Source organism: Pseudomonas sp. S8, from assembly GCF_050473925.1.
Taxonomy (GTDB): domain Bacteria; phylum Pseudomonadota; class Gammaproteobacteria; order Pseudomonadales; family Pseudomonadaceae; genus Aquipseudomonas; species Aquipseudomonas parakoreensis.
Window position 1 is genome coordinate 4,232,337 of sequence record NZ_JBFDVZ010000016.1, and the last position, 19,800, is coordinate 4,252,136.

Below are 19,800 nucleotides of genomic sequence, written 5' to 3' on the forward strand. Positions count from 1 at the left end.
CCTCACGGCACCAACAGCAAAAAAGGGATTCAGAACGTGGTTCTGAATCCCTCGGTCTTGCTCATTTAGGCTGTGTTGTGAGGTGCGAATTCCTCTGTATCAGGAACTTTACCTTCAGTTGACGCGGGCCTGACGCACGCCTTCGGACAGCGCCTTGCACAGACCCAGCACACCATCGACAGCCTGGGCCGACGTGGTCGCATTGGCGATGTGATCGATCAGTGCCGACCCCACCACCACCCCGTCCGCCAGGCGGGCGATGGACGCTGCTTGCTCAGGAGTACGGATACCGAAGCCGATGCTGATCGGCAGGTCGGTATGCCGACGCAGACGAGCCACGGCTTCTTCGACATGCTCCAGAGTCGCGGCACCGGCACCGGTCACACCGGCCACCGACACGTAGTAGACGAAGCCCGAACTGCCATTGAGCACTTTCGGCAGACGCGCATCGTCAGTGGTCGGGGTGGTCAGGCGGATGAAATCCAGACCGGCAACCTGCGCCGGATCGCACAGCTCGGCGTTGTGCTCCGGCGGCATGTCGACCACGATCAGACCGTCGACGCCCGCTTCCTTGGCATCAGCGATAAAACGTTCAACGCCGTACATGTGGATCGGGTTGAAATAGCCCATCAGCACCAGCGGCGTGTCGCTGTTGCCTTCACGGAACTCGCGAACCATTTGCAGGGTTTTCACCAGATTCTGCTTGGCGCCCAAGGCACGGATATTCGCCAGTTGAATCGCCGGACCGTCGGCCATCGGATCGGTGAACGGCATGCCCAGCTCGATCACGTCGGCGCCAGCGCCCGGCAGGCCTTTGAGAATCGCCAGCGAGGTGTCGTAGTCCGGATCACCGGCGGTGACGAAGGTCACCAGCGCGGCGCGATTCTGTTGCTTGAGGTCGGCAAAACGGGTTTGCAGGCGGCTCATCAGTGTTTCTCCTGCTTGGACTGTTCCATGTGATGCATGACGGTCTGCATGTCTTTGTCGCCACGGCCGGACAGGTTGACCACCATCAGGTGATCCTTCGGCAGTTTCGGCGCGCGTTTGAACACTTCAGCCAACGCATGAGCGCTTTCCAGTGCCGGGATGATGCCTTCGAGGCGGCAGCACTGGTGGAACGCAGCGAGGGCTTGGTCGTCGGTGACCGAGGTGTACTGAACGCGGCCGATGTCATGCAACCAGGCGTGCTCAGGGCCAATGCCCGGATAGTCGAGGCCGGCGGAAATCGAGTGGGCGTCGATGATCTGGCCATCGTCGTCCTGCAGCAGGAAGGTACGGTTACCGTGCAGCACACCCGGCACGCCGCCGTTCAGACTGGCCGCATGCTTGCCGGTTTCGATGCCGTAACCGGCCGCTTCGACGCCGATGATCTCGACGCTCTGGTCGTCGAGGAACGGATGGAACAGGCCCATGGCGTTGGAACCGCCACCAATGCACGCCACCAGGCTGTCCGGCAGACGACCTTCCTGGGCTTGCAGCTGCTCGCGGGTTTCCTTGCCGATCACCGCCTGGAAGTCGCGCACCATGGCTGGATACGGGTGCGGGCCGGCCACGGTGCCGATCAGGTAGAAGGTGCTGTCAACGTTGGTCACCCAATCACGCAGCGCTTCGTTCATCGCGTCTTTCAGGGTGCCGGTGCCGGCGACCACCGGGATCACTTCGGCGCCCAGCAGCTTCATGCGGAACACGTTGGCCTGCTGCCGCTCGATGTCCGTGGTGCCCATGTAGATCACGCAATCCAGACCGAAACGTGCGGCCACGGTAGCAGTCGCCACGCCGTGCATGCCGGCACCGGTCTCGGCGATGATGCGTTTCTTGCCCATGCGCCGCGCCAGCAGGATCTGGCCGATGCAGTTGTTGATCTTGTGCGCGCCGGTGTGGTTCAGCTCTTCGCGCTTGAGGTAAATCTTCGCGCCGCCGCAGAACTCGGTCAGACGCTCGGCGAAGTACAGCGGGCTCGGACGCCCGACATAGTCACGCTGGAAGTAGGCCAGCTCTTCTTTAAACGCTGGATCTTCCTTGGCCGCTTCGTATTCACGGGCCAGATCGAGGATCAACGGCATCAGGGTTTCCGCCACGTAGCGGCCGCCGAACGCACCGAACAGGCCGTTATCGTCAGGGCCGCTGCGCAGGTTGGAGGTGTTCGAAGTCTGGGTCATGATGTGCTCCAGGTGAATTCGGGTCAGAAGACAATGACGCCACTCTACCCCTGACCTTCCAGGCTGAAAACCGATAAGATCGCCACAACCTGTCAGGAAAACTCACAGATATCATGAGCCATGACCTTCCCCCGCTGAACGCCTTGCGCGCATTCGAAGCCACCGCCCGACTGAACAGCGTCAGTCAGGCTGCCGAGCAACTGCACGTCACTCATGGTGCAGTCAGCCGTCAGCTCAAAGTGCTCGAAGAGCATCTGGGCGTGAGCCTGTTCGTCAAGGATGGTCGCGGCTTGAAACTCACAGATGCCGGGGTCCGTCTGCGAGACGCCAGCGGCGAGGCCTTTGATCGGTTGCGCAGTGTGTGTGCCGAGCTGACGCAAAACACCGCTGACGCGCCGTTCGTGCTCGGCTGCTCCGGCAGTCTGTTGGCGCGCTGGTTTATTCCACGCCTGGGACGACTCAACGCGGACTTGCCGGACTTGCGTTTGCATCTGTCGGCCGGTGAAGGCGATCTCGACCCGCGGCGTCCCGGACTCGATGCCTTGCTGCTCTTCGCCGAGCCACCATGGCCGGTAGACATGCAGGTCTACGAACTGGCCGCAGAACGTATCGGCCCGGTGCTGAGCCCGCTGTTCAGCGGTCATCAACGCCTGCAGGCAGCGCCGGCGTCAGCCTTGCTCAGCGAGCCGCTGCTGCACACCACGTCGCGCCCGCAAGCCTGGCCGAGCTGGGCACAGCAAAATCACCTCGACGCCAAGGCGTTGAAGTTGGGGCAAGGTTTTGAGCATTTGTATTATCTGCTGGAAGCCGCAGTGGCCGGACTTGGCGTGGCAATCGCGCCCGAGCCGCTGGTGGCCGAAGACTTGAAGGCCGGTCGCCTGGTTGCACCGTGGGGCTTCTGCGAAACCCCGGCGCAACTGGCGTTGTGGCTACCCAAGCGCGCCGCAGACGGGCGCGCCCGGCAACTGGCGCAATGGCTCAAGAACGAGCTGCGCCAGACAGATCACTCGCCGCGCTTGAACAGCAGGTAAGCGGCCAGCAGACCGATTGCACCGACGGCCACACCGGCAGTGGTCCAAGGATGTTCCTGAGCGTAATCGCGGGTGGCGATGCCGGTCTCGCGGGTTTTCACTTTGACTTCTTCATAGGCATCGCTGAGCAGGCTGCGCGAATGTTTCAGCGCGCTTTCAGCGTTGCTCTTGAGCGCCTTGAGGGTCTTGCGCGACTCGTCGGACGCGTCATCCTTCAGGCTTTCCAACGATTTGAGCAGACTCTCGATCTCGGCTTCCATGCTTTGCAACGAGGCTTTACGTAAAGAGGTGTTGGCCATGGTGGCTCTCCTGCATTGGTGATGAGTGGCGTGTGTTGGTTGGGACTTCAGCGGTTTGAGAAAGTGCAGAAAATCTGAACTTCGCTTGCATCGAGCCGCCGAAATCAACAGTGCAGATTCACTGCTAGTCTCAAATCCACACGTCAAGGAGATCGCCATGAGTGACCATCACACCTACAAGAAAGTCGAGCTGGTCGGCTCGTCCACCAGCAGCATCGAAGACGCCATCAACAACGCGCTGGCCGAAGCCAACAAGAGCATCAAGCATCTGGAGTGGTTTGAAGTGGTTGAGACGCGTGGCCACATCAAGGACGGCAAGGCTGCGCATTTCCAGGTAACCCTCAAAGTCGGCTTCCGCATTGCCAGCAGCTGAGTTTGGGCTACGCTTCTGAACTTGCGCGCTGGCCGAGTGCCATAGGAATGGCAAAGCGCTACAAGGTGAGCGCATCGGCAGAGCCGGTGCCCGCCTCTTTTAATCCGACCAGGGAGTGCGACCGATGAAGAAGTTCATATTGGCAGTAGGTTTGTTGAGCCTTGCGGGTGGCGCGTTTGCTGCTGGCAAGCCTTGTGAAGAGTTGAAAAGCGAAATTGCGGCGAAGCTGGATGCCAAGCACGTTTCCGGGTATTCACTGGAGGTTGTCGACAAGGGTGCGGCCGCTGACGGCAAAGTCGTCGGCACCTGTGAAGGCGGCGCCAAGGAAATCGTCTACAAACGCGGTTGATCGCGCCTGAAATGCAAAAGCCGACGCGAAGGCGTCGGCTTTTTTGTGGGCGATGATTTACATGCAGGAGCTGCGGCACGCTGCGATCTTTTGATCGTGGCTTTGAAAAATCAGATCAAAAGATCGCAGCCTCGTTTCACTCGACAGCTCCTACAGGGCGCCGCGTTTATCCTTTCATGACCTGCGCCAGCAGTTCGTAGGAATGCAGGCGATCGGCGTGTTCATACAGGTCGCAAGTGAAAATCAGCTCGTCGGCCTGAGTCTGCTCGACCAGCACTTCCAGTTTCGCGCGAATCTTCTGCGGGCTGCCAACCATCGCCAGGCCGAGGAAATCCCCCACCGCCTCGCGCTCATGGGGCAGCCACAGGCCGTCCATGGTTTTCACCGGTGGACGCTGCACCAGACTCTGCCCACGCATCAGCGCCAGAATTCGCTGATACACCGAGGTCGCCAAGTAATCGGCCTGTTCATCGGTATCCGCCGCCACCAGCGGTACCCCGAGCATCACGTACGGTTTATCGAGCACCGCCGAGGGCTTGAAGTGGTTGCGATAGACGCGAATCGCCTCATGCATGAAACGTGGAGCGAAGTGCGAGGCGAAGGCGTAAGGCAAGCCGCGCTCACCGGCCAGTTGCGCACTGAACAGGCTGGAGCCGAGCAGCCAGATCGGCACATTGGTGCCGGTGCCGGGCATGGCGATCACCCGTTGATCCGGAGTGCGCGGGCCGAGGAAGCGCGCCAGCTCGGCAACGTCTTCCGGGAAATCGTCGGCACTGCCGGAGCGTTCGCGGCGCAGAGCGCGGGCCGTCATCTGATCGGAGCCGGGCGCGCGGCCCAGCCCCAGATCGATGCGTCCCGGGTACAGGCTTTCAAGAGTGCCGAACTGCTCGGCGATTACCAGCGGTGCGTGGTTGGGCAGCATTACCCCGCCAGAGCCTACGCGAATCGTCGAAGTCCCCCCGGCCAGATATCCCAACAGCACCGAGGTGGCGGAGCTGGCGATGCCGTCCATGTTGTGGTGCTCGGCCACCCAGAAGCGGGTGTAGCCGAATTTCTCGACGTGCTGCGCCAGATCCAGCGAGTTGCGCAGCGATTGCGCCGGGCTACCGTTCTCGCGCACCGGCACCAGATCGAGGGTGGAAAACTTTACGTCGGACAGTTGCTTCATAAACCTGCGTCTCCGAGTGGGGTGCAGGTTTTTTCTTGCGAACGAAAACCTGCCGAATTCATAAGCGTGTTCTGTGCAATGAGGGCATATACCCGAGTTTCAATAGCTGAGGGAAAAATCCTACTAAAAAAGTCAACGATTCACCTGAGCTGAACTTTGTCCCGGCGTCTATCCTCAGAAGCCTTGCAAGCAAAAACCACGACGGCGCGGCGTTTCGCGCCAGATCTTGAGGAGGCAGACATGGCTATCGTGAAGAAAGCATCCGCGCATTGGGCAGGCGATCTGAAAACCGGCATCGGCTCGATCTCTACCGAGACCGGCGTCCTCAGAGAAGCGCCTTACGGCTTCAAGGCCCGCTTCGAGGGCGGTAAGGGCACCAACCCGGAAGAACTGATCGGCGCCGCGCATGCCGGCTGTTTTTCCATGGCGTTTTCGATGATTCTCGGTGATGCGGGTCTGAAGGCCGAGAGCATCGATACTCAGGCAGAGGTCACACTGGACCAAGTGGATGGCGGCTTTGCTATCACTGCAGTCAAACTGATTCTCAAGGCGAAAATCCCGGGGGCGACTCAGGCGCAGTTTGAAGAACTGAGCAACAAGGCCAAGGAAGGGTGCCCGGTATCCAAGGTATTGAATGCGAAGATTACCCTTGAGGCTTCGCTGGTCAGCTGATTTGCGCAGCCTTCGACAAAGGCGTTGCTGGCACTGACGCCTTCGCGGGCAAGCCCGCTCCCACAGGATTTGGGTCGGCCCCTAACCTGTGGGAGCGGGCTTGCCCGCGAAGGCGATTTGAATAGCACCGCAATTGCTGAAGATGTGAGCGACATCAGAACCTGCGCTGCAAGAATATGGTCGAATAAGTGACAGCAGCTTCAGCGCACGCCCGTGCGCGCTGCCCCATGGAGCTTCAGGATATGAAACGTATTGGCTTGGCGATCCTCTGCAGTGCATTGGCCACAACGGTTCTTGCCGCACCGAAAGACTGTGAAGAACTCAGAAAAGAAATCGAAGTAAAGATCCAGGCGAACGCCGTGCCGTCCTACACGCTGGAAATCGTCAGCAAGGAAGAGGCCGACAAGCACGACGTGGCCATGGTCGTGGGCACCTGTGAAAACGGCAGCAAGGCAATCATTTACCAGAAGAACGACAACTGATCCGTCTCAGCTGAGGCAGTCCATGTCGTGATCCTCAGCTACGATCTCATGCTTGGCGTTGTACAGGCGGGCGCTCGGGGTGAACCCTAGCGAGCGACCTTCCAGCAGATAACGCTGGCCGGCTTCGAAATGGTCGTAGCGGATGTACAGGTAGCACAGCCGCTCGATCGGGCCGGTCATCAGCGCACCGCCGCCACCAAACACCTCGAAGTCAAACCGCACCCGCAGCTCGTGGCTACCAGGCGTGACCTGAAAGAAACGCCCATCGGTCAGCCGTTGATTGTCCAGGCGCTCGGCCATGAGCAGTTTTCCGCCGGGGGTCGGGGTTGAGAAGTCGACCCAGGCCATTTGCGGATCGACCGGTGGCAGTGGCGTCTGGCAGCCGGCGATAGCGCCGACTGCGAGCAACAACATCAACTTGCGCATGATGGATGTCCAAGGATTCAGACTTCCAGCATAGCGCTGATCACGTGCGCTGACAGCCTGCCGGCGTACCTTGGCCGACCACATTGTGCTGCTCGTCATAGAGCTTCGCCCATGGCCGGAAACCGATGCTGCCAGCTTGCAGTTGATAGCGCTGACCGGCGTTGAAGTCCTTGAATTTCAAATTCAACTGGCAGTCGCGCCATAGCGGTTCGGCATCGGGGCCGATGTTGGTGGCTTCGACCGGGAATTGGTAGCGCACCTGTAATTGGTGGCTGCCGGGCTCGACCTCAAAATAACGTTTGTCGACGGTCGCCTTGTCATCGACCTTCAGCGCTTGCAGCGCCGTGTCCTGTTGCCGGGCATCGAGATCGATCCAGGCTTGCGAGGGGTCAGGGTCGGGCATTCCGAATCCGGCACATCCGGCCAGCGTCAGCAGGCCTCCTGTCAGCAACAACATGCGCATAGCGAAGCTCCAAATGGCGGGATAGTCTTGCGGGCAGACTTTCCAAAGGATTTTTATTTTGAGCAGGCCGCTTCCAAGCCATGGGTTACTTGATCGCGTTTTTCGGATTTTGTTTCCGGGTGTGATGTTTTTGTTGCTCAACGGTTGTTCCAGCGTCAGCTATTACAGCCAGTTGGCGAGCGGCCAATTGCAGTTGCTGCGCGCGCGCGAGCCAGTGGCCAAGGTGATCGCCGACCCGAGCCGCGACGCCAAGCTGCGCACGCACCTGCGCCAGTCTCAGAAGGCCCGGAACTTTGCCAGCGAACACCTGCACCTGCCGGACAACCAGAGCTATCGGCTGTACGCCGACATTGGCCGGCCCTATGTGGTGTGGAACGTGTTCGCCACCCCGGAGTTTTCCCTGAAGCCGCAGAACCATTGCTTCCCGATCGCCGGTTGCGTGGCCTATCGCGGCTACTACAGCCAGAGCGCCGCGCGCGGCGAAGCGGCGATCCAGCGTCTGCAAGGCATGGATGTGTCGATTGGCGGCGTCGAGGCCTATTCGACCCTCGGCTGGTTCAATGACCCGATCCTCAATTCGATGATGGGCTGGGGCGATGAGCGTCTGGCTACGCTGATCTTTCATGAACTGGCGCATCAGCGCTTTTATGTAAAGGACGACACCGAGTTCAACGAGTCCTTCGCCACATTTGTCGAGCAGGAAGGCACTCGACAGTGGCGGGTGTTTCGTGGCCTGCCGCCGGACACCGATGCCAGGCTCAAGCAGCGCGATCAGTTCATCGAACTGGTGCTCGAAACGCGCTCGCGCCTGGAAAAGCTCTACGCTCAGCCGCTGCCGGCCGAGCAGATGCGCGAACGCAAAGCGGCGACGTTCGAGCAGTTTCGTCGCGAATATCGATTGATGCGCGACCGCCGGTGGGCCGGGGACAAGCGTTACGACGCGTGGGTGAATATGCCGCTGAACAATGCGCGATTGTTGCCGTTTGGGCTGTATGACCAGTGGGTGCCGGCGTTTGCGGCGCTGTTCAGGCAGGTTGGCGGGGATTGGGAGCGGTTTTATGTTGAGGTCGAGAAGCTAGGCGGGTTACCTGTCGCGGAGCGTAAAGCGGCCTTGAAAGCTTTGGCCGGATCTTGAACTGATGTCGGCTGATCCGGCCTCATCGCTGGCCAGCCAGCTCCCACATGGATTCGGGTGAACCTGCGCACACTGCTCACCTGTGGGAGCGGGCTTGCTGGCGAAGACTGACTCATCAGCGCCGCAAAAACGCCTGATGCAACTCGGCCAGCGTTTCAAAGTGATAAGCCGGCGCCTCAGCGCTCAACTCTTCAAAACTGCCAAACCCATACCCCACCGCCGCCGCGTCCACGCCGTTGCTGCGCGCGCCGATCAGGTCGTGCTTGCGATCGCCGATCATCAGCGTATTGGCCGGATCCAGTCCTTCTTCAGCGATCAGATGCGCAATCAGCTCGACCTTGTTGGTCCGCGTGCCATCCAGCTCACTGCCGTAGATCACCTTGAAGTGTTTGGCGAAGTCGAAGTGCCGGGCAATTTCCCGGGCGAACTCCCACGGTTTGGATGTCGCGATATACAGCTGTCGCCCTTGGCCGCTCAGGGTTTCCAGCAGCGGTGTGACGCCCTCGAACACACGGTTCTCGTACAGGCCGGTGACTTTGAAGCGTTCGCGATAGAAATTCACCGCCTCCCAGGCCTTGGCCTCGTCGAAGCCATAGAACTGCATGAACGCCTGCAACAGCGGCGGGCCGATGAAGTGTTCGAGTTTGCTCAGGTCCGGCTCGTCGATGCCGAGTTTGCTCAAAGCGAACTGGATGGATCGGGTGATGCCCTCTCGCGGGTCGGTCAGGGTGCCATCGAGGTCGAACAGTACGGTCTGGTAATGCATGAGAAATCCTGAGCAGGTGTAGGTCGATTCAGAGCTGGTCGTAGCCTTCGGCCAGATGCAGGTCCTTGAGCTTCACGTAGTTCGCCGCGCTGTAGGTGAAGAAGGCGCGCTCCTTGTCAGTCAACGGACGGACCTGTTTCACCGGGCTGCCCACGTACAGGAAGCCGCTTTCCAGGCGCTTGCCCGGTGGTACCAGGCTGCCGGCGCCGATGATCACATCATCCTCGACCTGCGCGCCGTCCATGACAATGCTGCCCATGCCGATCAATACGCGGCTGCCAACGCTGCAGCCATGCAGCATGACCTTGTGGGCGATGGTCACGTCATCGCCGATCAGCAGCGGAAAACCGTCCGGGTTGAATGGACCGGCGTGGGTGATGTGCAACACGCAACCGTCCTGCACGCTGGTGCGCGCACCGATGCGGATGCGGTGCATGTCGCCACGGATCACGGTCAGCGGCCACACGGAGCTGTCTTCGCCGATTTCGACGTCGCCGATCACCACCGCGGAGGCGTCGACAAACGCGCCTTTACCGAGCTGCGGGGTGTGATTCTGGTACTTGCGAACGGACACGATAATTTCTCTCTCTGTCGCCGATAGCTGCGGTGAGTGCCGATTGTAATTAAGATGGGCGCATGTTTCTCCCAGCCAAGGTGCCAACCGTGAGCGTGAACAACCCTCTTCTGCAGTCCTACGACCTGCCGCCGTTCTCCACGATCCGTGCCGAACACGTGCTGCCAGCCATTGAAACCATCCTGGCCGACAACCGCGCCGCCATCGCCGAAATCCTCAAGACTCAAGTCGAGAACCCGACCTGGGCCGGCCTGGTATTGGCGATGGACGAACTCAATGATCGCCTCGGCGCTGCGTGGAGCCCGGTCAGCCACCTCAACGCCGTGTGCAACAGCGCTGAACTGCGCGAGGCCTACGAGTCGTGCCTGCCGGCCCTGAGCGCCTACTCCACCGAGATGGGTCAGAACCGCGAGCTGTTCCAGGCTTATGAAGCGCTGGCCAACAGCCCGGAAGCCGCCAATTTCGACGTGGCGCAAAAAACCATTCTGGAACACGCCCTGCGCGATTTCCGTTTGTCGGGTATCGACCTGCCGGAAGCCGAACAGAAGCGTTACGCCGAAGTGCAGAGCAAACTGTCCGAGCTGGGCAGCCGCTTCTCCAACCAGTTGCTCGACGCCACGCAAGCCTGGACCAAGCACATCACCGACGAAGCCGCCCTCGCCGGCCTGACCGACTCGGCCAAGGCGCAAATGGCCGCTGCCGCCCAGGCCAAAGGCCTTGACGGCTGGCTGATCACCCTGGAATTCCCAAGCTACTACGCGGTGATGACCTACGCCCAGGATCGTGCGCTGCGCGAGGAAGTCTATGCCGCCTACTGCACCCGTGCGTCGGATCAAGGCCCGAACGCCGGGCAGAACGACAACGGCCCGGTGATGGAAGAGATCCTCGACCTGCGTCAGGAACTGGCAAAACTCTTGGGCTTCGCCAGCTTCTCCGAGCTGAGCCTTGCCACGAAGATGGCCGAGTCCAGCGATCAGGTGCTGAGTTTCCTGCGCGATCTGGCCAAGCGCAGCAAACCGTTTGCCGCGCAGGATCTGCAGCAGCTGCGCGCCTTCGCCGCCGAACAGGGCTGCGCCGATCTGCAGAGCTGGGACAGCGGTTTCTACGGGGAAAAACTCCGCGAGCAGCGCTACAGCGTCGCTCAGGAAACCCTGCGCGCCTACTTCCCGATCGATAAAGTCCTCGGCGGTCTGTTCGCTATCGTCCAGCGTCTGTACGGCATCGAAATCGCCGAACTGAAAGGCTTCGACACCTGGCACCCGGACGTGCGCCTGTTCGAAATAAAGGAAAACGGCCAGCACGTCGGGCGCTTCTTCTTCGACCTCTACGCCCGCGCCAACAAGCGTGGCGGCGCGTGGATGGACGGCGCCCGCGACCGTCGCCGCACCGTTGACGGCGTGCTGCAAAGCCCGGTGGCCAACCTGGTGTGCAACTTCACCCCGGCCGACAGCGGCAAGCCTGCGCTGCTGACCCACGATGAAGTGACCACCCTGTTCCACGAATTCGGCCACGGCCTGCATCACCTGCTGACCCGCGTTGATCACGCCGGTGTTTCCGGGATCAACGGCGTGGCGTGGGATGCGGTCGAGCTGCCGAGCCAGTTCATGGAAAACTGGTGCTGGGAGCCGGAAGGCCTGGCGCTGATCTCCGGTCATTACGAAACCGGTGAGCCGCTGCCTCAGGACCTGCTGGAAAAAATGCTCGCGGCGAAGAACTTCCAGTCCGGGCTGATGATGGTCCGTCAGCTGGAATTCTCGCTGTTCGACTTCGAACTGCACGCCACTCACGGTGACGGCCGCAGCGTGGCGCAAGTGCTGGAAGGCGTGCGCGACGAGGTGTCGGTGATGCGTCCACCGGCGTACAACCGCTTCCCCAACAGCTTCGCGCACATCTTCGCCGGCGGTTACGCGGCGGGCTATTACAGCTACAAGTGGGCGGAAGTGCTGTCGGCGGATGCCTTCTCCAAATTTGAAGAGGATGGCGTGCTCAACGCCGAAACCGGTCGCGCCTTCCGCGAAGCGATTCTGGCGCGTGGCGGTTCGCAGGCCCCGATGGTGCTGTTCGTCGACTTCCGTGGCCGTGAGCCATCGATTGACGCACTCTTGCGCCATAGCGGCCTGAGTGAGGACGCAGCAGCATGAGTGAGGCACCTGTGATTACCAAGAAGCGCTTTATCGCCGGGGCTGTCTGCCCGGCGTGCAGCGAGCCGGACAAACTGATGATGTGGAACGAGGACAGCGTGCCGCACCGCGAGTGCGTGGCCTGCGGTTACTCGGATACGCTGAACGAGCAAGGGCTGTCGGTTCCCAAGGAACTGGGCACGCGGGTCAATACCAGCGCGCTCAAGCCGGCGCCGGACAAGACGGTCCAGGCCGTGCAGTTCTTTCCGAATCCGAAGCTGAAGAAAAAGTCCGAAGACTGAGCCGGCAAATAACCCTCCACGGTGCAATGCCGTGGAGGGTGCGGCTTACTTGAGGTTGACTGACTGGAACCAGCTCTTCATCGAGCAAGTGGCAAAGGCACTGGTGCTGCAGTCGCCGTTGGCCAGCGCGGTGCGCAGTTTGTCGACATCGGCCTGCATCACGTAGCGCACGCCATCCTTGAAATGGCCGCTTTCACCAAAACCGCCCTGCGTCATTTCATTCAGCGCGTCTTCCTTGCTCCAGCCCTGCACCACGATTCGGTACATCGCCGCCATCAGGCCGGTGCGGTCGGAACCGTGTTTGCAGTGCATCAGCACCGGGCCGTTGGCTTCGGCAGCCTGAATCGCGCGCAGCGTCTTGAGCACATCGGCGTCATCGACGTGGTTGGTGCGATAAGGCAGTTGCACTTGATTGATGCCCGGCTCGGACAGCCAGCTGCTGTCGGCTTCCGGCAGGAAGTTGATCACCGTCGCCACTTTGAGATTTTTCAGCAACGGCACCGCGCCGCCATCCGGCAAGGCACTGCGGTACAGCGTTGGCGACATCTGGAACAGGTTGTACTGCACTTCCACCGGTTGCGCCCACTCCGGCGGGCGCGATGTGACAGCGGCATCAGCCTGGGCCGGCATCAAGTGCAGCAGAGCGACAAGCGACAAACACAAAACAGGAAAAAGACGCACTCGAGACATGCTGGGCTGACCGTAATCGGAATTCATCAATGAAAGGCCTCGCAGCTTCCACGTCTGACGGTCAAAGCCCTGTGAGGCTCTTGTCAAAGAATTGTGAATCCGGGCGATTTCATTGAGCGCCGGGTAAAAAACCGAGGCTTTTTCCCACTGAATCGGTTCATCCCGATGATTAGCCTGCTACCATTTGTCACACGATGTTGCAGGCGTCCCCTTTTTCCCGGTCAAACGGGCCGCGCGCCGCGACGAAAAAATGCTCAAGCCGTTCGCAGAAACGGACAACCATCAATGCCTGATGAGGTGCACCCCATGTCTGATGCAGATCGAGACAACCCGCGGCGTGAGTTCTTGCGCAAATCCCTGACCCTGATTCCCGTGGTCACCCTCGCCGGCACCGGCTTGGGCAGCAGCGTGTTGCAAGCTGCACCTGAAGCCACCCCGACGGCGCCCGCAGCAACACCTGCCCAGGCTGACGCCAGCGCTTATCAGCCGAGCTATTTCACCGCCGAGGAATGGGCCTTCATCAACGCCGCCGTGGCGCAATTGATCCCCAATGACGAGCAAGGCCCGGGTGCCCTGGAAGCCGGCGTGCCGGAATACATCGACCGCCAGATGAACACCCCGTACGCGGCCGGTGCCCTGTGGTACATGCAGGGTCCGTTCAACGCCGACGCTGCGCCGGAGATGGGCTGGCAGAGCAAACTGGTGCCCAAAGAGATCTATCGCCTGGGCATCGCTGCCACGGATCAGTGGGCAAAATCCCTCAACGGTAAAACATTTGCCGAGCAAGACAGCGCTACCCGAGACGATTTGCTCAAGCAACTCGAAGCGGGCAAACCGCAGTTCGATGCGGTTCCCGCGAAGATTTTCTTCAACCTGCTGCTGCAAAACACCAAGGAAGGGTTCTTCTGCGACCCGATCCACGGCGGCAATAAAGGCATGGTCGGCTGGACCATGATCGGCTTCCCCGGCGCCCGCGCCGATTTCATGGATTGGGTGGAACGCAACGAGCAGTACCCCTTCCCGGCAGTTTCGATTCGCGGCGAGAGGGCTTGAGCATGGCAACCGTAATGAAGAAGGTCGACGCGGTGATCGTCGGTTTTGGCTGGACTGGCGCGATCATGGCCAAGGAGCTGACCGAAGCCGGGCTCAACGTGCTGGCGCTGGAGCGCGGGCCGATGCAGGACACCTACCCTGACGGCAACTATCCGCAGGTCATCGACGAACTCACCTACAGCGTGCGCAAAAAACTCTTTCAGGACATCTCGAAAGAAACCGTCACCATCCGCCACAGCGTCAACGACATCGCCCTGCCGAACCGCCAGTTGGGTGCGTTTCTGCCGGGCAATGGCGTCGGCGGCGCCGGTTTGCACTGGTCGGGTGTGCATTTTCGCGTCGATCCGATCGAGCTACGCATGCGCAGCCATTACGAAGAACGCTACGGCAAACGCTTCATCCCCAAGGACATGACCATCCAGGACTTCGGCGTCAGCTATGAAGAGCTGGAGCCGTTCTTCGATTTCGCCGAGAAAGTTTTCGGCACCTCGGGCCAGGCCTGGACCGTGAAAGGCCAACTGGTCGGTCAGGGCAAGGGCGGCAACCCTTACGCACCGGATCGCTCCAATCCGTTCCCGCTGGAAGCGCAGAAGAACACCGTTTCCGCACAACTGTTCGGCAAAGCGGCGGCAGAGGTCGGTTACAAACCCTACAACCTGCCGTCGGCAAATACTTCAGGCCCGTACACCAATCCCTACGGCGCACAGATGGGCCCGTGCAATTTCTGCGGATTCTGCAGCGGTTACGTGTGCTACATGTATTCCAAGGCGTCGCCGAACGTGAACATTCTGCCAGCGCTCAAGCCGCTGCCGAATTTCGAATTGCGGCCCAACTCGCATGTGCTGCGGGTCAATCTCGACAGCACCAAGTCCAAGGCCACCGGCGTGACTTACATCGATGGCCAGGGCCGCGAGATCGAGCAACCGGCGGATCTGGTGATCCTCGGCGCCTTCCAGCTGCACAACGTGCGCCTGATGCTGCTCTCGGGCATCGGCAAACCGTACGACCCGATCAGCGGCGAAGGCGTGGTCGGGCGTAACTTCGCCTACCAGAACATGGCGACCATCAAGGCGTTCTTCGACAAGGACACCCACACCAACAACTTCATCGGGGCGGGCGGCAACGGTGTGGCGCTGGATGACTTCAACGCCGACAACTTCGACCACGGCCCGCACGGCTTCGTCGGCGGCTCGCCGATGTGGGTCAACCAGGCCGGCAGCCGTCCGATTGCCGGTACCTCGAACCCGCCCGGCACGCCGGCCTGGGGTAGCCAGTGGAAACGCGCGACCGCCGATTACTACACCCACCAGGTGTCGATGGACGCCCACGGCGCGCATCAGTCCTACCGTGGCAACTACCTCGATCTGGATCCGGTGTACCGCGATGCCTACGGCTTGCCGCTGCTGCGCATGACCTTCGACTGGCAGGAAAACGACATCAAAATGAACCGCTTCATGGTCGAGAAAATGGGCAAGGTCGCTCAAGCCATGGGCCCGAAAGCCATTGCGGTGATCGGCAAGCAGGTCGGTGATCATTTCAACACCGCGGCCTACCAGACCACCCACCTCAACGGTGGCGCAATCATGGGCACCGATCCGAAAAAGAGTGCCCTGAACCGTTATCTGCAGAGCTGGGACGTGCACAACGTGTTTGTGCCGGGTGCGTCGGCGTTCCCGCAAGGACTGGGTTACAACCCGACCGGATTGGTGGCGGCGTTGACCTACTGGTCGGCCAAGGCGATCCGCGAGCAATACCTGAAAAACCCCGGCCCGCTGGTTCAGGCTTAAGGAGCGATGACCATGAACAATCTCGTTATCGCCACCCTGGCCCTGCTCGGCAGTGCTGCCGTGCACGCCGCCGACGTCGATCAGGCGTTGATCAAACAAGGCGAATACCTCGCCCGCGCCGGTGACTGCGTGGCCTGCCACACCGCCAAGGGCGGCAAACCGTTCGCCGGCGGCCTGCCGATGGAAACGCCGATCGGCACGATCTACTCGACCAACATCACCCCGGACAAAACCGGCGTCGGTGATTACAGCTTCGAGGACTTCGACCAAGCGGTGCGCCACGGCGTCGCCAAAAACGGTAGTACGTTGTACCCGGCGATGCCGTATCCGTCCTACGCCCGTGTCAGCGAAACCGACATGCAGGCGCTGTACGCCTACTTCATGCACGGCGTTGAACCGGTGGTGCAGGAGAACAAGGTCAGCGACATCCCATGGCCGCTGAGCATGCGCTGGCCGCTGATGGGCTGGCGCTGGCTGTTTGCGCCGAAGGTCGAGGGCTACAAGGCCACCTCGGATGATCCGGTGATCGATCGCGGCGCCTATCTTGTCGAAGGCCTCGGCCATTGCGGCGCCTGCCATACGCCACGAGCCCTGACCATGCAGGAAAAATCCCTGAGCGCGGCGGACGGCAAGAACTTCCTCGCCGGCAGTGCGCCGCTGGAAGGCTGGATCGCCAAAAGTCTGCGCGGTGATCACAAGGATGGCTTGGGCAGCTGGAGCGAAGCGCAGTTGGTGCAGTTCCTCAAGACCGGACGCAGCGACCGCAGCGCAGTGTTCGGCGGCATGAGCGATGTGGTGACTCACAGCATGCAATACATGACCGACGCCGACCTCACTGCGATTGCCCGCTACCTCAAGTCACTGCCAGCAGTTGATCCGAACGATCAGCCGCACCAGTACGACGAGAAAGCCGCCAAAGCCCTGTGGAGCGGAGACGACAGTCAACGCGGCGCAGCGGTGTACATCGACAACTGCGCGGCCTGCCACCGTACCGACGGCCACGGCTACACCCGGGTGTTCCCGGCGCTGGCGGGCAATCCGGTGCTGCAATCGGAAGACCCGACCTCGCTGATCCACATCGTGCTCAAGGGCGGCACCCTGCCGGCCACCCACACCGCGCCATCGACCTTCACCATGCCGGGCTTCGCCTGGCGCTTGTCGGATCAGGAAGTGGCGGACGTGGTGAGTTTTATCCGTGGCAGTTGGGGCAACAAAGGCGCGCCGGTGAGCGCAGACGAGGTCAGTCATCTACGCACCAGCGACATGACCACCACCTCGGCTGATGATCTTGGTCAGGTAACCCGCAGCAACTAAAAAAAGCCCTGCCCGTATTTAATACGGGCAGGGCTTTTTGTTCAGGTCACAACTAAGCTGACGTCTGACCAGATTATGGATTCATGATACTTACATAAGCCTTGGCCAGTGCCAGCAACTTGGCTTTATCATCTGCATCAATATCACCATCCCCATCGACATCTTTTTCATTGCTTACATCGAACGTTTCGCCACCGTCATAGGACGACGCAATGATGATCCGCGAATCCAGCAGAGAGTCGGTCGGCACGGCGTTTTCTAAGTCCCAGCCGGATTGCTTCAGCGCAAACTGCATGGACACCAGTACTTCATCCGGATCAACTGGAGTCGGACCAAGTTTCTGCAAAAAGATGCCACGATGGTTAAAGTAAGACACGTTTAATTCCTTTTAAAATATTGAATAACAGAAAGACAACAAGACGGATACTAACGACATTGCAAGTTGTACTTCCAGTTGAAAGATGTGTCTTCGGTTTGCGATAAATATATATCAATCCATGAACCACAGGACCTGTGTTGATGCTCCGAATCGCCAAACGGCACTGGCTGTTTCCCCGCGCCAGCGATACTGTATGCACATACAGCCATCAGGACACTTGCGATGCATACGCCCTTGCCTCCTCGTGGTCGCGGCACCGCGACCAACCCGCACAACCGCTTTGCGCCGAATCGTTCGGTAGCCGAGGACGACGGCTGGTATCAGGAAGTGCCCGAGACACAGAACACCGAGGTGATGATCGAGACCGCGAAAACCATCATCACCCGCAATACCTCGCCGGACCTGCCCTTCGATCGTTCGATCAATCCCTATCGCGGCTGCGAGCATGGCTGCATCTATTGCTACGCGCGGCCCAGCCACGCTTATTGGGACATGTCGCCGGGGCTGGATTTCGAAACCCGGCTGATCGCCAAGACCAACGCCGCCCAGGTGCTGGAAGAACAGCTTGGGAAAAAAGGTTATCAGTGCGCGCCGATCAACCTCGGCTCCAATACCGACCCGTACCAACCCATCGAACGTGAACACCGGATCACCCGCCAGACCCTCGAGGTACTGCTGCGCTATCGGCACCCGGTGACTATCGTCACCAAGGGCTCGCTGATCCTGCGTGACCTCGATCTGCTCACGGAGCTGGCGCAACAACGGCTGGTGGCGGTGATGATCAGCCTGACGACGCTGGACGATGAACTCAAACGCATCCTCGAACCCCGTGCCGCTGCACCGAAAGCACGGCTGCGGGCGATCCGGGTGATGCGCGAAGCAGGCATTCCGGTGGGTGTGCTGTGTTCGCCGATGATTCCGATGATCAACGACAGCGAAATCGAAAGCCTGCTGACCGAGGCGCATGCGGCGGGTGCGCAAAGTGCCGCCTACATGATGCTGCGCCTGCCGCTGGAGGTGGCACCGCTGTTCGAGGAGTGGCTGCACGCGCACTATCCGCAGCGCGCGGCCCATGTCCTGAGCCTGATCCGCCAGAGCCGTGGCGGCGAGCTCTACGACAGCCGTTTCGGTGCACGGATGCGCGGCGAAGGGCCGTTCGCCGACTTGCTCGTGCAACGCTTTGCCAAAACGATCAAGCGTCTCGACCTCAATCATCGCGAGGGCTATGACCTCGACTGCACCGCCTTCTGTCCACCGGGTCGCCAGATGTCGTTGATTTAGCGACAATTGGCCCTATGGTTGAGGGGCTGGAATCCTTCCGTCGTAACCTCAGTCACGTTTTTTGTGACCTGGAACACACGTTCTAGAGCGCTTGATTCAGTTTGAGTTAAGTTTCGGCGGCTACCTTGTTCATCGAGTGACTGACGGGTCGGGATGGCCCGGATGTTTTAAACAGCCACTGGCTTCATACCGGAATACACGGGAATGACTCCCCGAATCCGCCAAAGAGGATGAATCATGAGTGACAAGGATAAACAGCCGTTGGCTGCGTCGGCGCAAGCCGTCCCTGGGGCGCAATCCGCCGATGCAGCGCTGCGAACGATCGTTGACGGCTTTTTGCATTTTCATCATGAGGTCTTCCCGCAACAGGAAGAACTCTTCAAGAAACTCGCCACGGCGCAATCGCCACGGGCGATGTTCATCACCTGCGCCGACTCGCGCATCGTGCCCGAGCTGATCACCCAGAGCTCGCCAGGCGATCTGTTCGTGACCCGTAACGTCGGCAACGTCGTACCGCCTTATGGCCAGATGAACGGCGGCGTTTCCACCGCCATTGAATACGCGGTACTGGCGCTGGGCGTGCAACACATCATCATTTGCGGCCACTCCGACTGCGGCGCCATGCGCGCAGTGCTCAATCCGGACAGCCTGGAAAAAATGCCGACAGTCAAAGCCTGGCTGCGTCATGCGGAAGTGGCGAAGACCATGGTGCATGACAACTGCAACTGCACCGACGAAAAAGAAAGCATGCCGATCCTCACCGAGGAGAACGTCATCGCTCAACTGCAGCACTTGCGTACCCATCCTTCCGTAGCCTCACGCATGGCGAACGGTCATCTGTTCATCCATGGCTGGGTCTACAACATCGAAACCAGCGAAATCAAAGCTTACGACGCGGATCAGGGACGCTTCCTGCCGCTCGACGGCAGCCATCCGATTCCGGTGGCGACGCCCAAAGCGCGCTTCTAAATCTTCCT

General features: G+C 60.2%; 23 protein-coding genes. 13 read left to right on the forward strand and 10 right to left on the reverse strand.

The window, feature by feature from the left end; all coding sequences use genetic code 11:
- Positions 1-114 precede the first annotated feature (114 nt).
- Both trpA and trpB read right to left on the reverse strand, forming a co-directional pair.
- Complete coding sequence (gene trpA, locus AB1J88_RS20155; RefSeq protein ID WP_430291824.1) at positions 115-927, reverse strand: tryptophan synthase subunit alpha; 813 nt, start codon at positions 925-927, stop codon at positions 115-117.
- Positions 927-2,159 (reverse strand): tryptophan synthase subunit beta, encoded by a 1,233-nt coding sequence (gene trpB / locus AB1J88_RS20160; protein WP_430291825.1) that lies wholly within the window; start codon positions 2,157-2,159, stop codon positions 927-929. Before trpB ends, trpA begins: the two co-directional genes overlap by 1 nt.
- Positions 2,160-2,272: 113 nt before the next feature.
- Here trpB and AB1J88_RS20165 point away from each other — a divergent pair, with 113 nt between their 5' ends.
- Entirely contained in the window at positions 2,273-3,190 is a 918-nt protein-coding gene (locus tag AB1J88_RS20165) for a LysR family transcriptional regulator (protein WP_430291826.1), read from the forward strand.
- Here AB1J88_RS20165 and AB1J88_RS20170 read toward each other — a convergent pair.
- Complete coding sequence (locus AB1J88_RS20170) at positions 3,163-3,489, reverse strand: DUF883 family protein (RefSeq protein WP_003220391.1); 327 nt, start codon at positions 3,487-3,489, stop codon at positions 3,163-3,165. The two genes, AB1J88_RS20165 and AB1J88_RS20170, sit on opposite strands and share 28 nt — an antisense overlap.
- Positions 3,490-3,646: 157 nt before the next feature.
- Between AB1J88_RS20170 and AB1J88_RS20175 the strand changes: the two genes are divergently transcribed.
- On the forward strand, positions 3,647-3,862 hold the full coding sequence (locus tag AB1J88_RS20175; protein WP_027610201.1) for a dodecin: 216 nt from the start codon (positions 3,647-3,649) through the stop codon (positions 3,860-3,862).
- A gap of 124 nt (positions 3,863-3,986) precedes the next feature.
- Positions 3,987-4,211: a DUF1161 domain-containing protein gene (locus AB1J88_RS20180; protein ID WP_041074738.1), complete on the forward strand. Its 225-nt coding sequence runs from the start codon at positions 3,987-3,989 to the stop codon at positions 4,209-4,211.
- 166 nt (positions 4,212-4,377) lie between these two features.
- On the opposite strand, the gene AB1J88_RS20185 is transcribed toward AB1J88_RS20180, so the two are convergent.
- A complete protein-coding gene (locus tag AB1J88_RS20185) occupies positions 4,378-5,379 on the reverse strand; it encodes an LLM class flavin-dependent oxidoreductase (protein ID WP_047297487.1) in 1,002 nt (333 codons plus the stop codon).
- A 240-nt stretch (positions 5,380-5,619) separates the two neighbouring features.
- Here AB1J88_RS20185 and AB1J88_RS20190 point away from each other — a divergent pair, with 240 nt between their 5' ends.
- Positions 5,620-6,051 carry an OsmC family protein gene (locus tag AB1J88_RS20190; protein ID WP_131671836.1) on the forward strand — a complete coding sequence of 144 codons (432 nt, stop codon included), beginning with the start codon at positions 5,620-5,622 and terminating at the stop codon, positions 6,049-6,051.
- Positions 6,052-6,293: 242 nt separating this feature from the next.
- Entirely contained in the window at positions 6,294-6,533 is a 240-nt protein-coding gene (locus AB1J88_RS20195; protein ID WP_007962817.1) for a DUF1161 domain-containing protein, read from the forward strand.
- A gap of 6 nt (positions 6,534-6,539) precedes the next feature.
- Here AB1J88_RS20195 and AB1J88_RS20200 read toward each other — a convergent pair whose 3' ends face one another.
- Both AB1J88_RS20200 and AB1J88_RS20205 read right to left on the reverse strand, forming a co-directional pair.
- On the reverse strand, positions 6,540-6,959 hold the full coding sequence (locus tag AB1J88_RS20200) for a lipoprotein (RefSeq protein ID WP_041074745.1): 420 nt from the start codon (positions 6,957-6,959) through the stop codon (positions 6,540-6,542).
- A gap of 40 nt (positions 6,960-6,999) precedes the next feature.
- Positions 7,000-7,422 carry a hypothetical protein gene (locus tag AB1J88_RS20205; RefSeq protein ID WP_108181281.1) on the reverse strand — a complete coding sequence of 141 codons (423 nt, stop codon included), beginning with the start codon at positions 7,420-7,422 and terminating at the stop codon, positions 7,000-7,002.
- Between the two features lie 58 nt (positions 7,423-7,480).
- Here AB1J88_RS20205 and AB1J88_RS20210 point away from each other — a divergent pair, with 58 nt between their 5' ends.
- Positions 7,481-8,557, forward strand: a complete 1,077-nt coding sequence (locus AB1J88_RS20210) for an aminopeptidase (protein WP_430291827.1) — start codon at positions 7,481-7,483, stop codon at positions 8,555-8,557.
- Between the two features lie 115 nt (positions 8,558-8,672).
- On the opposite strand, the gene AB1J88_RS20215 is transcribed toward AB1J88_RS20210, so the two are convergent.
- Complete coding sequence (locus AB1J88_RS20215) at positions 8,673-9,323, reverse strand: HAD family hydrolase (RefSeq protein WP_430291828.1); 651 nt, start codon at positions 9,321-9,323, stop codon at positions 8,673-8,675.
- Positions 9,324-9,351: 28 nt separating this feature from the next.
- On the reverse strand, positions 9,352-9,897 hold the full coding sequence (locus AB1J88_RS20220) for a gamma carbonic anhydrase family protein (protein ID WP_108181278.1): 546 nt from the start codon (positions 9,895-9,897) through the stop codon (positions 9,352-9,354).
- A 62-nt stretch (positions 9,898-9,959) separates the two neighbouring features.
- Here AB1J88_RS20220 and prlC point away from each other — a divergent pair, with 62 nt between their 5' ends.
- On the forward strand, positions 9,960-12,038 hold the full coding sequence (prlC, locus tag AB1J88_RS20225; protein WP_174377004.1) for an oligopeptidase A: 2,079 nt from the start codon (positions 9,960-9,962) through the stop codon (positions 12,036-12,038).
- The gene (locus AB1J88_RS20230; protein WP_007962808.1) at positions 12,035-12,319 is read left to right on the forward strand and encodes a YheV family putative zinc ribbon protein; all 285 of its coding nucleotides are present in this window, start codon (positions 12,035-12,037) and stop codon (positions 12,317-12,319) included. The genes prlC and AB1J88_RS20230 overlap by 4 nt, the downstream gene beginning before the upstream one ends.
- A 45-nt stretch (positions 12,320-12,364) precedes the next feature.
- Here the strand turns inward: AB1J88_RS20230 and AB1J88_RS20235 are convergent, their stop codons facing one another.
- On the reverse strand, positions 12,365-13,009 hold the full coding sequence (locus tag AB1J88_RS20235; protein ID WP_041074778.1) for a dual specificity protein phosphatase family protein: 645 nt from the start codon (positions 13,007-13,009) through the stop codon (positions 12,365-12,367).
- A 306-nt stretch (positions 13,010-13,315) separates the two neighbouring features.
- Between AB1J88_RS20235 and AB1J88_RS20240 the strand changes: the two genes are divergently transcribed.
- From AB1J88_RS20240 to AB1J88_RS20250, 3 genes are read left to right on the forward strand one after another with little or no spacing between them, the layout of a single operon-like run.
- Positions 13,316-14,062, forward strand: a complete 747-nt coding sequence (locus tag AB1J88_RS20240; protein ID WP_430291829.1) for a gluconate 2-dehydrogenase subunit 3 family protein — start codon at positions 13,316-13,318, stop codon at positions 14,060-14,062.
- Positions 14,063-14,064: 2 nt separating this feature from the next.
- On the forward strand, positions 14,065-15,849 hold the full coding sequence (locus AB1J88_RS20245; RefSeq protein ID WP_121182947.1) for a GMC family oxidoreductase: 1,785 nt from the start codon (positions 14,065-14,067) through the stop codon (positions 15,847-15,849).
- Between the two features lie 12 nt (positions 15,850-15,861).
- Entirely contained in the window at positions 15,862-17,163 is a 1,302-nt protein-coding gene (locus AB1J88_RS20250) for a c-type cytochrome (RefSeq protein ID WP_430291830.1), read from the forward strand.
- A gap of 73 nt (positions 17,164-17,236) precedes the next feature.
- On the opposite strand, the gene AB1J88_RS20255 is transcribed toward AB1J88_RS20250, so the two are convergent.
- The gene (locus tag AB1J88_RS20255; RefSeq protein ID WP_430291831.1) at positions 17,237-17,539 is read right to left on the reverse strand and encodes a hypothetical protein; all 303 of its coding nucleotides are present in this window, start codon (positions 17,537-17,539) and stop codon (positions 17,237-17,239) included.
- A gap of 225 nt (positions 17,540-17,764) precedes the next feature.
- Between AB1J88_RS20255 and AB1J88_RS20260 the strand changes: the two genes are divergently transcribed.
- Together AB1J88_RS20260 and AB1J88_RS20265 are read left to right on the forward strand one after the other, a co-directional pair.
- A complete protein-coding gene (locus tag AB1J88_RS20260) occupies positions 17,765-18,823 on the forward strand; it encodes a PA0069 family radical SAM protein (RefSeq protein ID WP_430291832.1) in 1,059 nt (352 codons plus the stop codon).
- Between the two features lie 237 nt (positions 18,824-19,060).
- Positions 19,061-19,792 (forward strand): carbonic anhydrase, encoded by a 732-nt coding sequence (locus tag AB1J88_RS20265; RefSeq protein ID WP_047297474.1) that lies wholly within the window; start codon positions 19,061-19,063, stop codon positions 19,790-19,792.
- Positions 19,793-19,800: the final 8 nt, after the last annotated feature.

Excerpts from the sequence above, each read along its gene's own strand:
- AB1J88_RS20190 (WP_131671836.1), top strand. The coding sequence starts at position 5,620 with ATGGCTATCGTGAAGAAAGCATCCGCGCATTGGGCAGGCGATCTGAAA.
- AB1J88_RS20165 (WP_430291826.1), top strand. The coding sequence starts at position 2,273 with ATGAGCCATGACCTTCCCCCGCTGAACGCCTTGCGCGCATTCGAAGCC.
- AB1J88_RS20265 (WP_047297474.1), top strand. The coding sequence starts at position 19,061 with ATGAGTGACAAGGATAAACAGCCGTTGGCTGCGTCGGCGCAAGCCGTC.
- AB1J88_RS20200 (WP_041074745.1), bottom strand. The coding sequence starts at position 6,959 with ATGCGCAAGTTGATGTTGTTGCTCGCAGTCGGCGCTATCGCCGGCTGC.
- AB1J88_RS20180 (WP_041074738.1), top strand. The coding sequence starts at position 3,987 with ATGAAGAAGTTCATATTGGCAGTAGGTTTGTTGAGCCTTGCGGGTGGC.
- AB1J88_RS20170 (WP_003220391.1), bottom strand. The coding sequence starts at position 3,489 with ATGGCCAACACCTCTTTACGTAAAGCCTCGTTGCAAAGCATGGAAGCC.
- trpA (WP_430291824.1), bottom strand. The coding sequence starts at position 927 with ATGAGCCGCCTGCAAACCCGTTTTGCCGACCTCAAGCAACAGAATCGC.
- AB1J88_RS20240 (WP_430291829.1), top strand. The coding sequence starts at position 13,316 with ATGTCTGATGCAGATCGAGACAACCCGCGGCGTGAGTTCTTGCGCAAA.
- AB1J88_RS20245 (WP_121182947.1), top strand. The coding sequence starts at position 14,065 with ATGGCAACCGTAATGAAGAAGGTCGACGCGGTGATCGTCGGTTTTGGC.
- AB1J88_RS20235 (WP_041074778.1), bottom strand. The coding sequence starts at position 13,009 with ATGTCTCGAGTGCGTCTTTTTCCTGTTTTGTGTTTGTCGCTTGTCGCT.
- AB1J88_RS20195 (WP_007962817.1), top strand. The coding sequence starts at position 6,294 with ATGAAACGTATTGGCTTGGCGATCCTCTGCAGTGCATTGGCCACAACG.
- AB1J88_RS20250 (WP_430291830.1), top strand. The coding sequence starts at position 15,862 with ATGAACAATCTCGTTATCGCCACCCTGGCCCTGCTCGGCAGTGCTGCC.
- AB1J88_RS20175 (WP_027610201.1), top strand. The coding sequence starts at position 3,647 with ATGAGTGACCATCACACCTACAAGAAAGTCGAGCTGGTCGGCTCGTCC.
- AB1J88_RS20205 (WP_108181281.1), bottom strand. The coding sequence starts at position 7,422 with ATGCGCATGTTGTTGCTGACAGGAGGCCTGCTGACGCTGGCCGGATGT.
- prlC (WP_174377004.1), top strand. The coding sequence starts at position 9,960 with ATGTTTCTCCCAGCCAAGGTGCCAACCGTGAGCGTGAACAACCCTCTT.
- AB1J88_RS20260 (WP_430291832.1), top strand. The coding sequence starts at position 17,765 with ATGCATACGCCCTTGCCTCCTCGTGGTCGCGGCACCGCGACCAACCCG.
- AB1J88_RS20230 (WP_007962808.1), top strand. The coding sequence starts at position 12,035 with ATGAGTGAGGCACCTGTGATTACCAAGAAGCGCTTTATCGCCGGGGCT.
- AB1J88_RS20215 (WP_430291828.1), bottom strand. The coding sequence starts at position 9,323 with ATGCATTACCAGACCGTACTGTTCGACCTCGATGGCACCCTGACCGAC.
- AB1J88_RS20185 (WP_047297487.1), bottom strand. The coding sequence starts at position 5,379 with ATGAAGCAACTGTCCGACGTAAAGTTTTCCACCCTCGATCTGGTGCCG.
- trpB (WP_430291825.1), bottom strand. The coding sequence starts at position 2,159 with ATGACCCAGACTTCGAACACCTCCAACCTGCGCAGCGGCCCTGACGAT.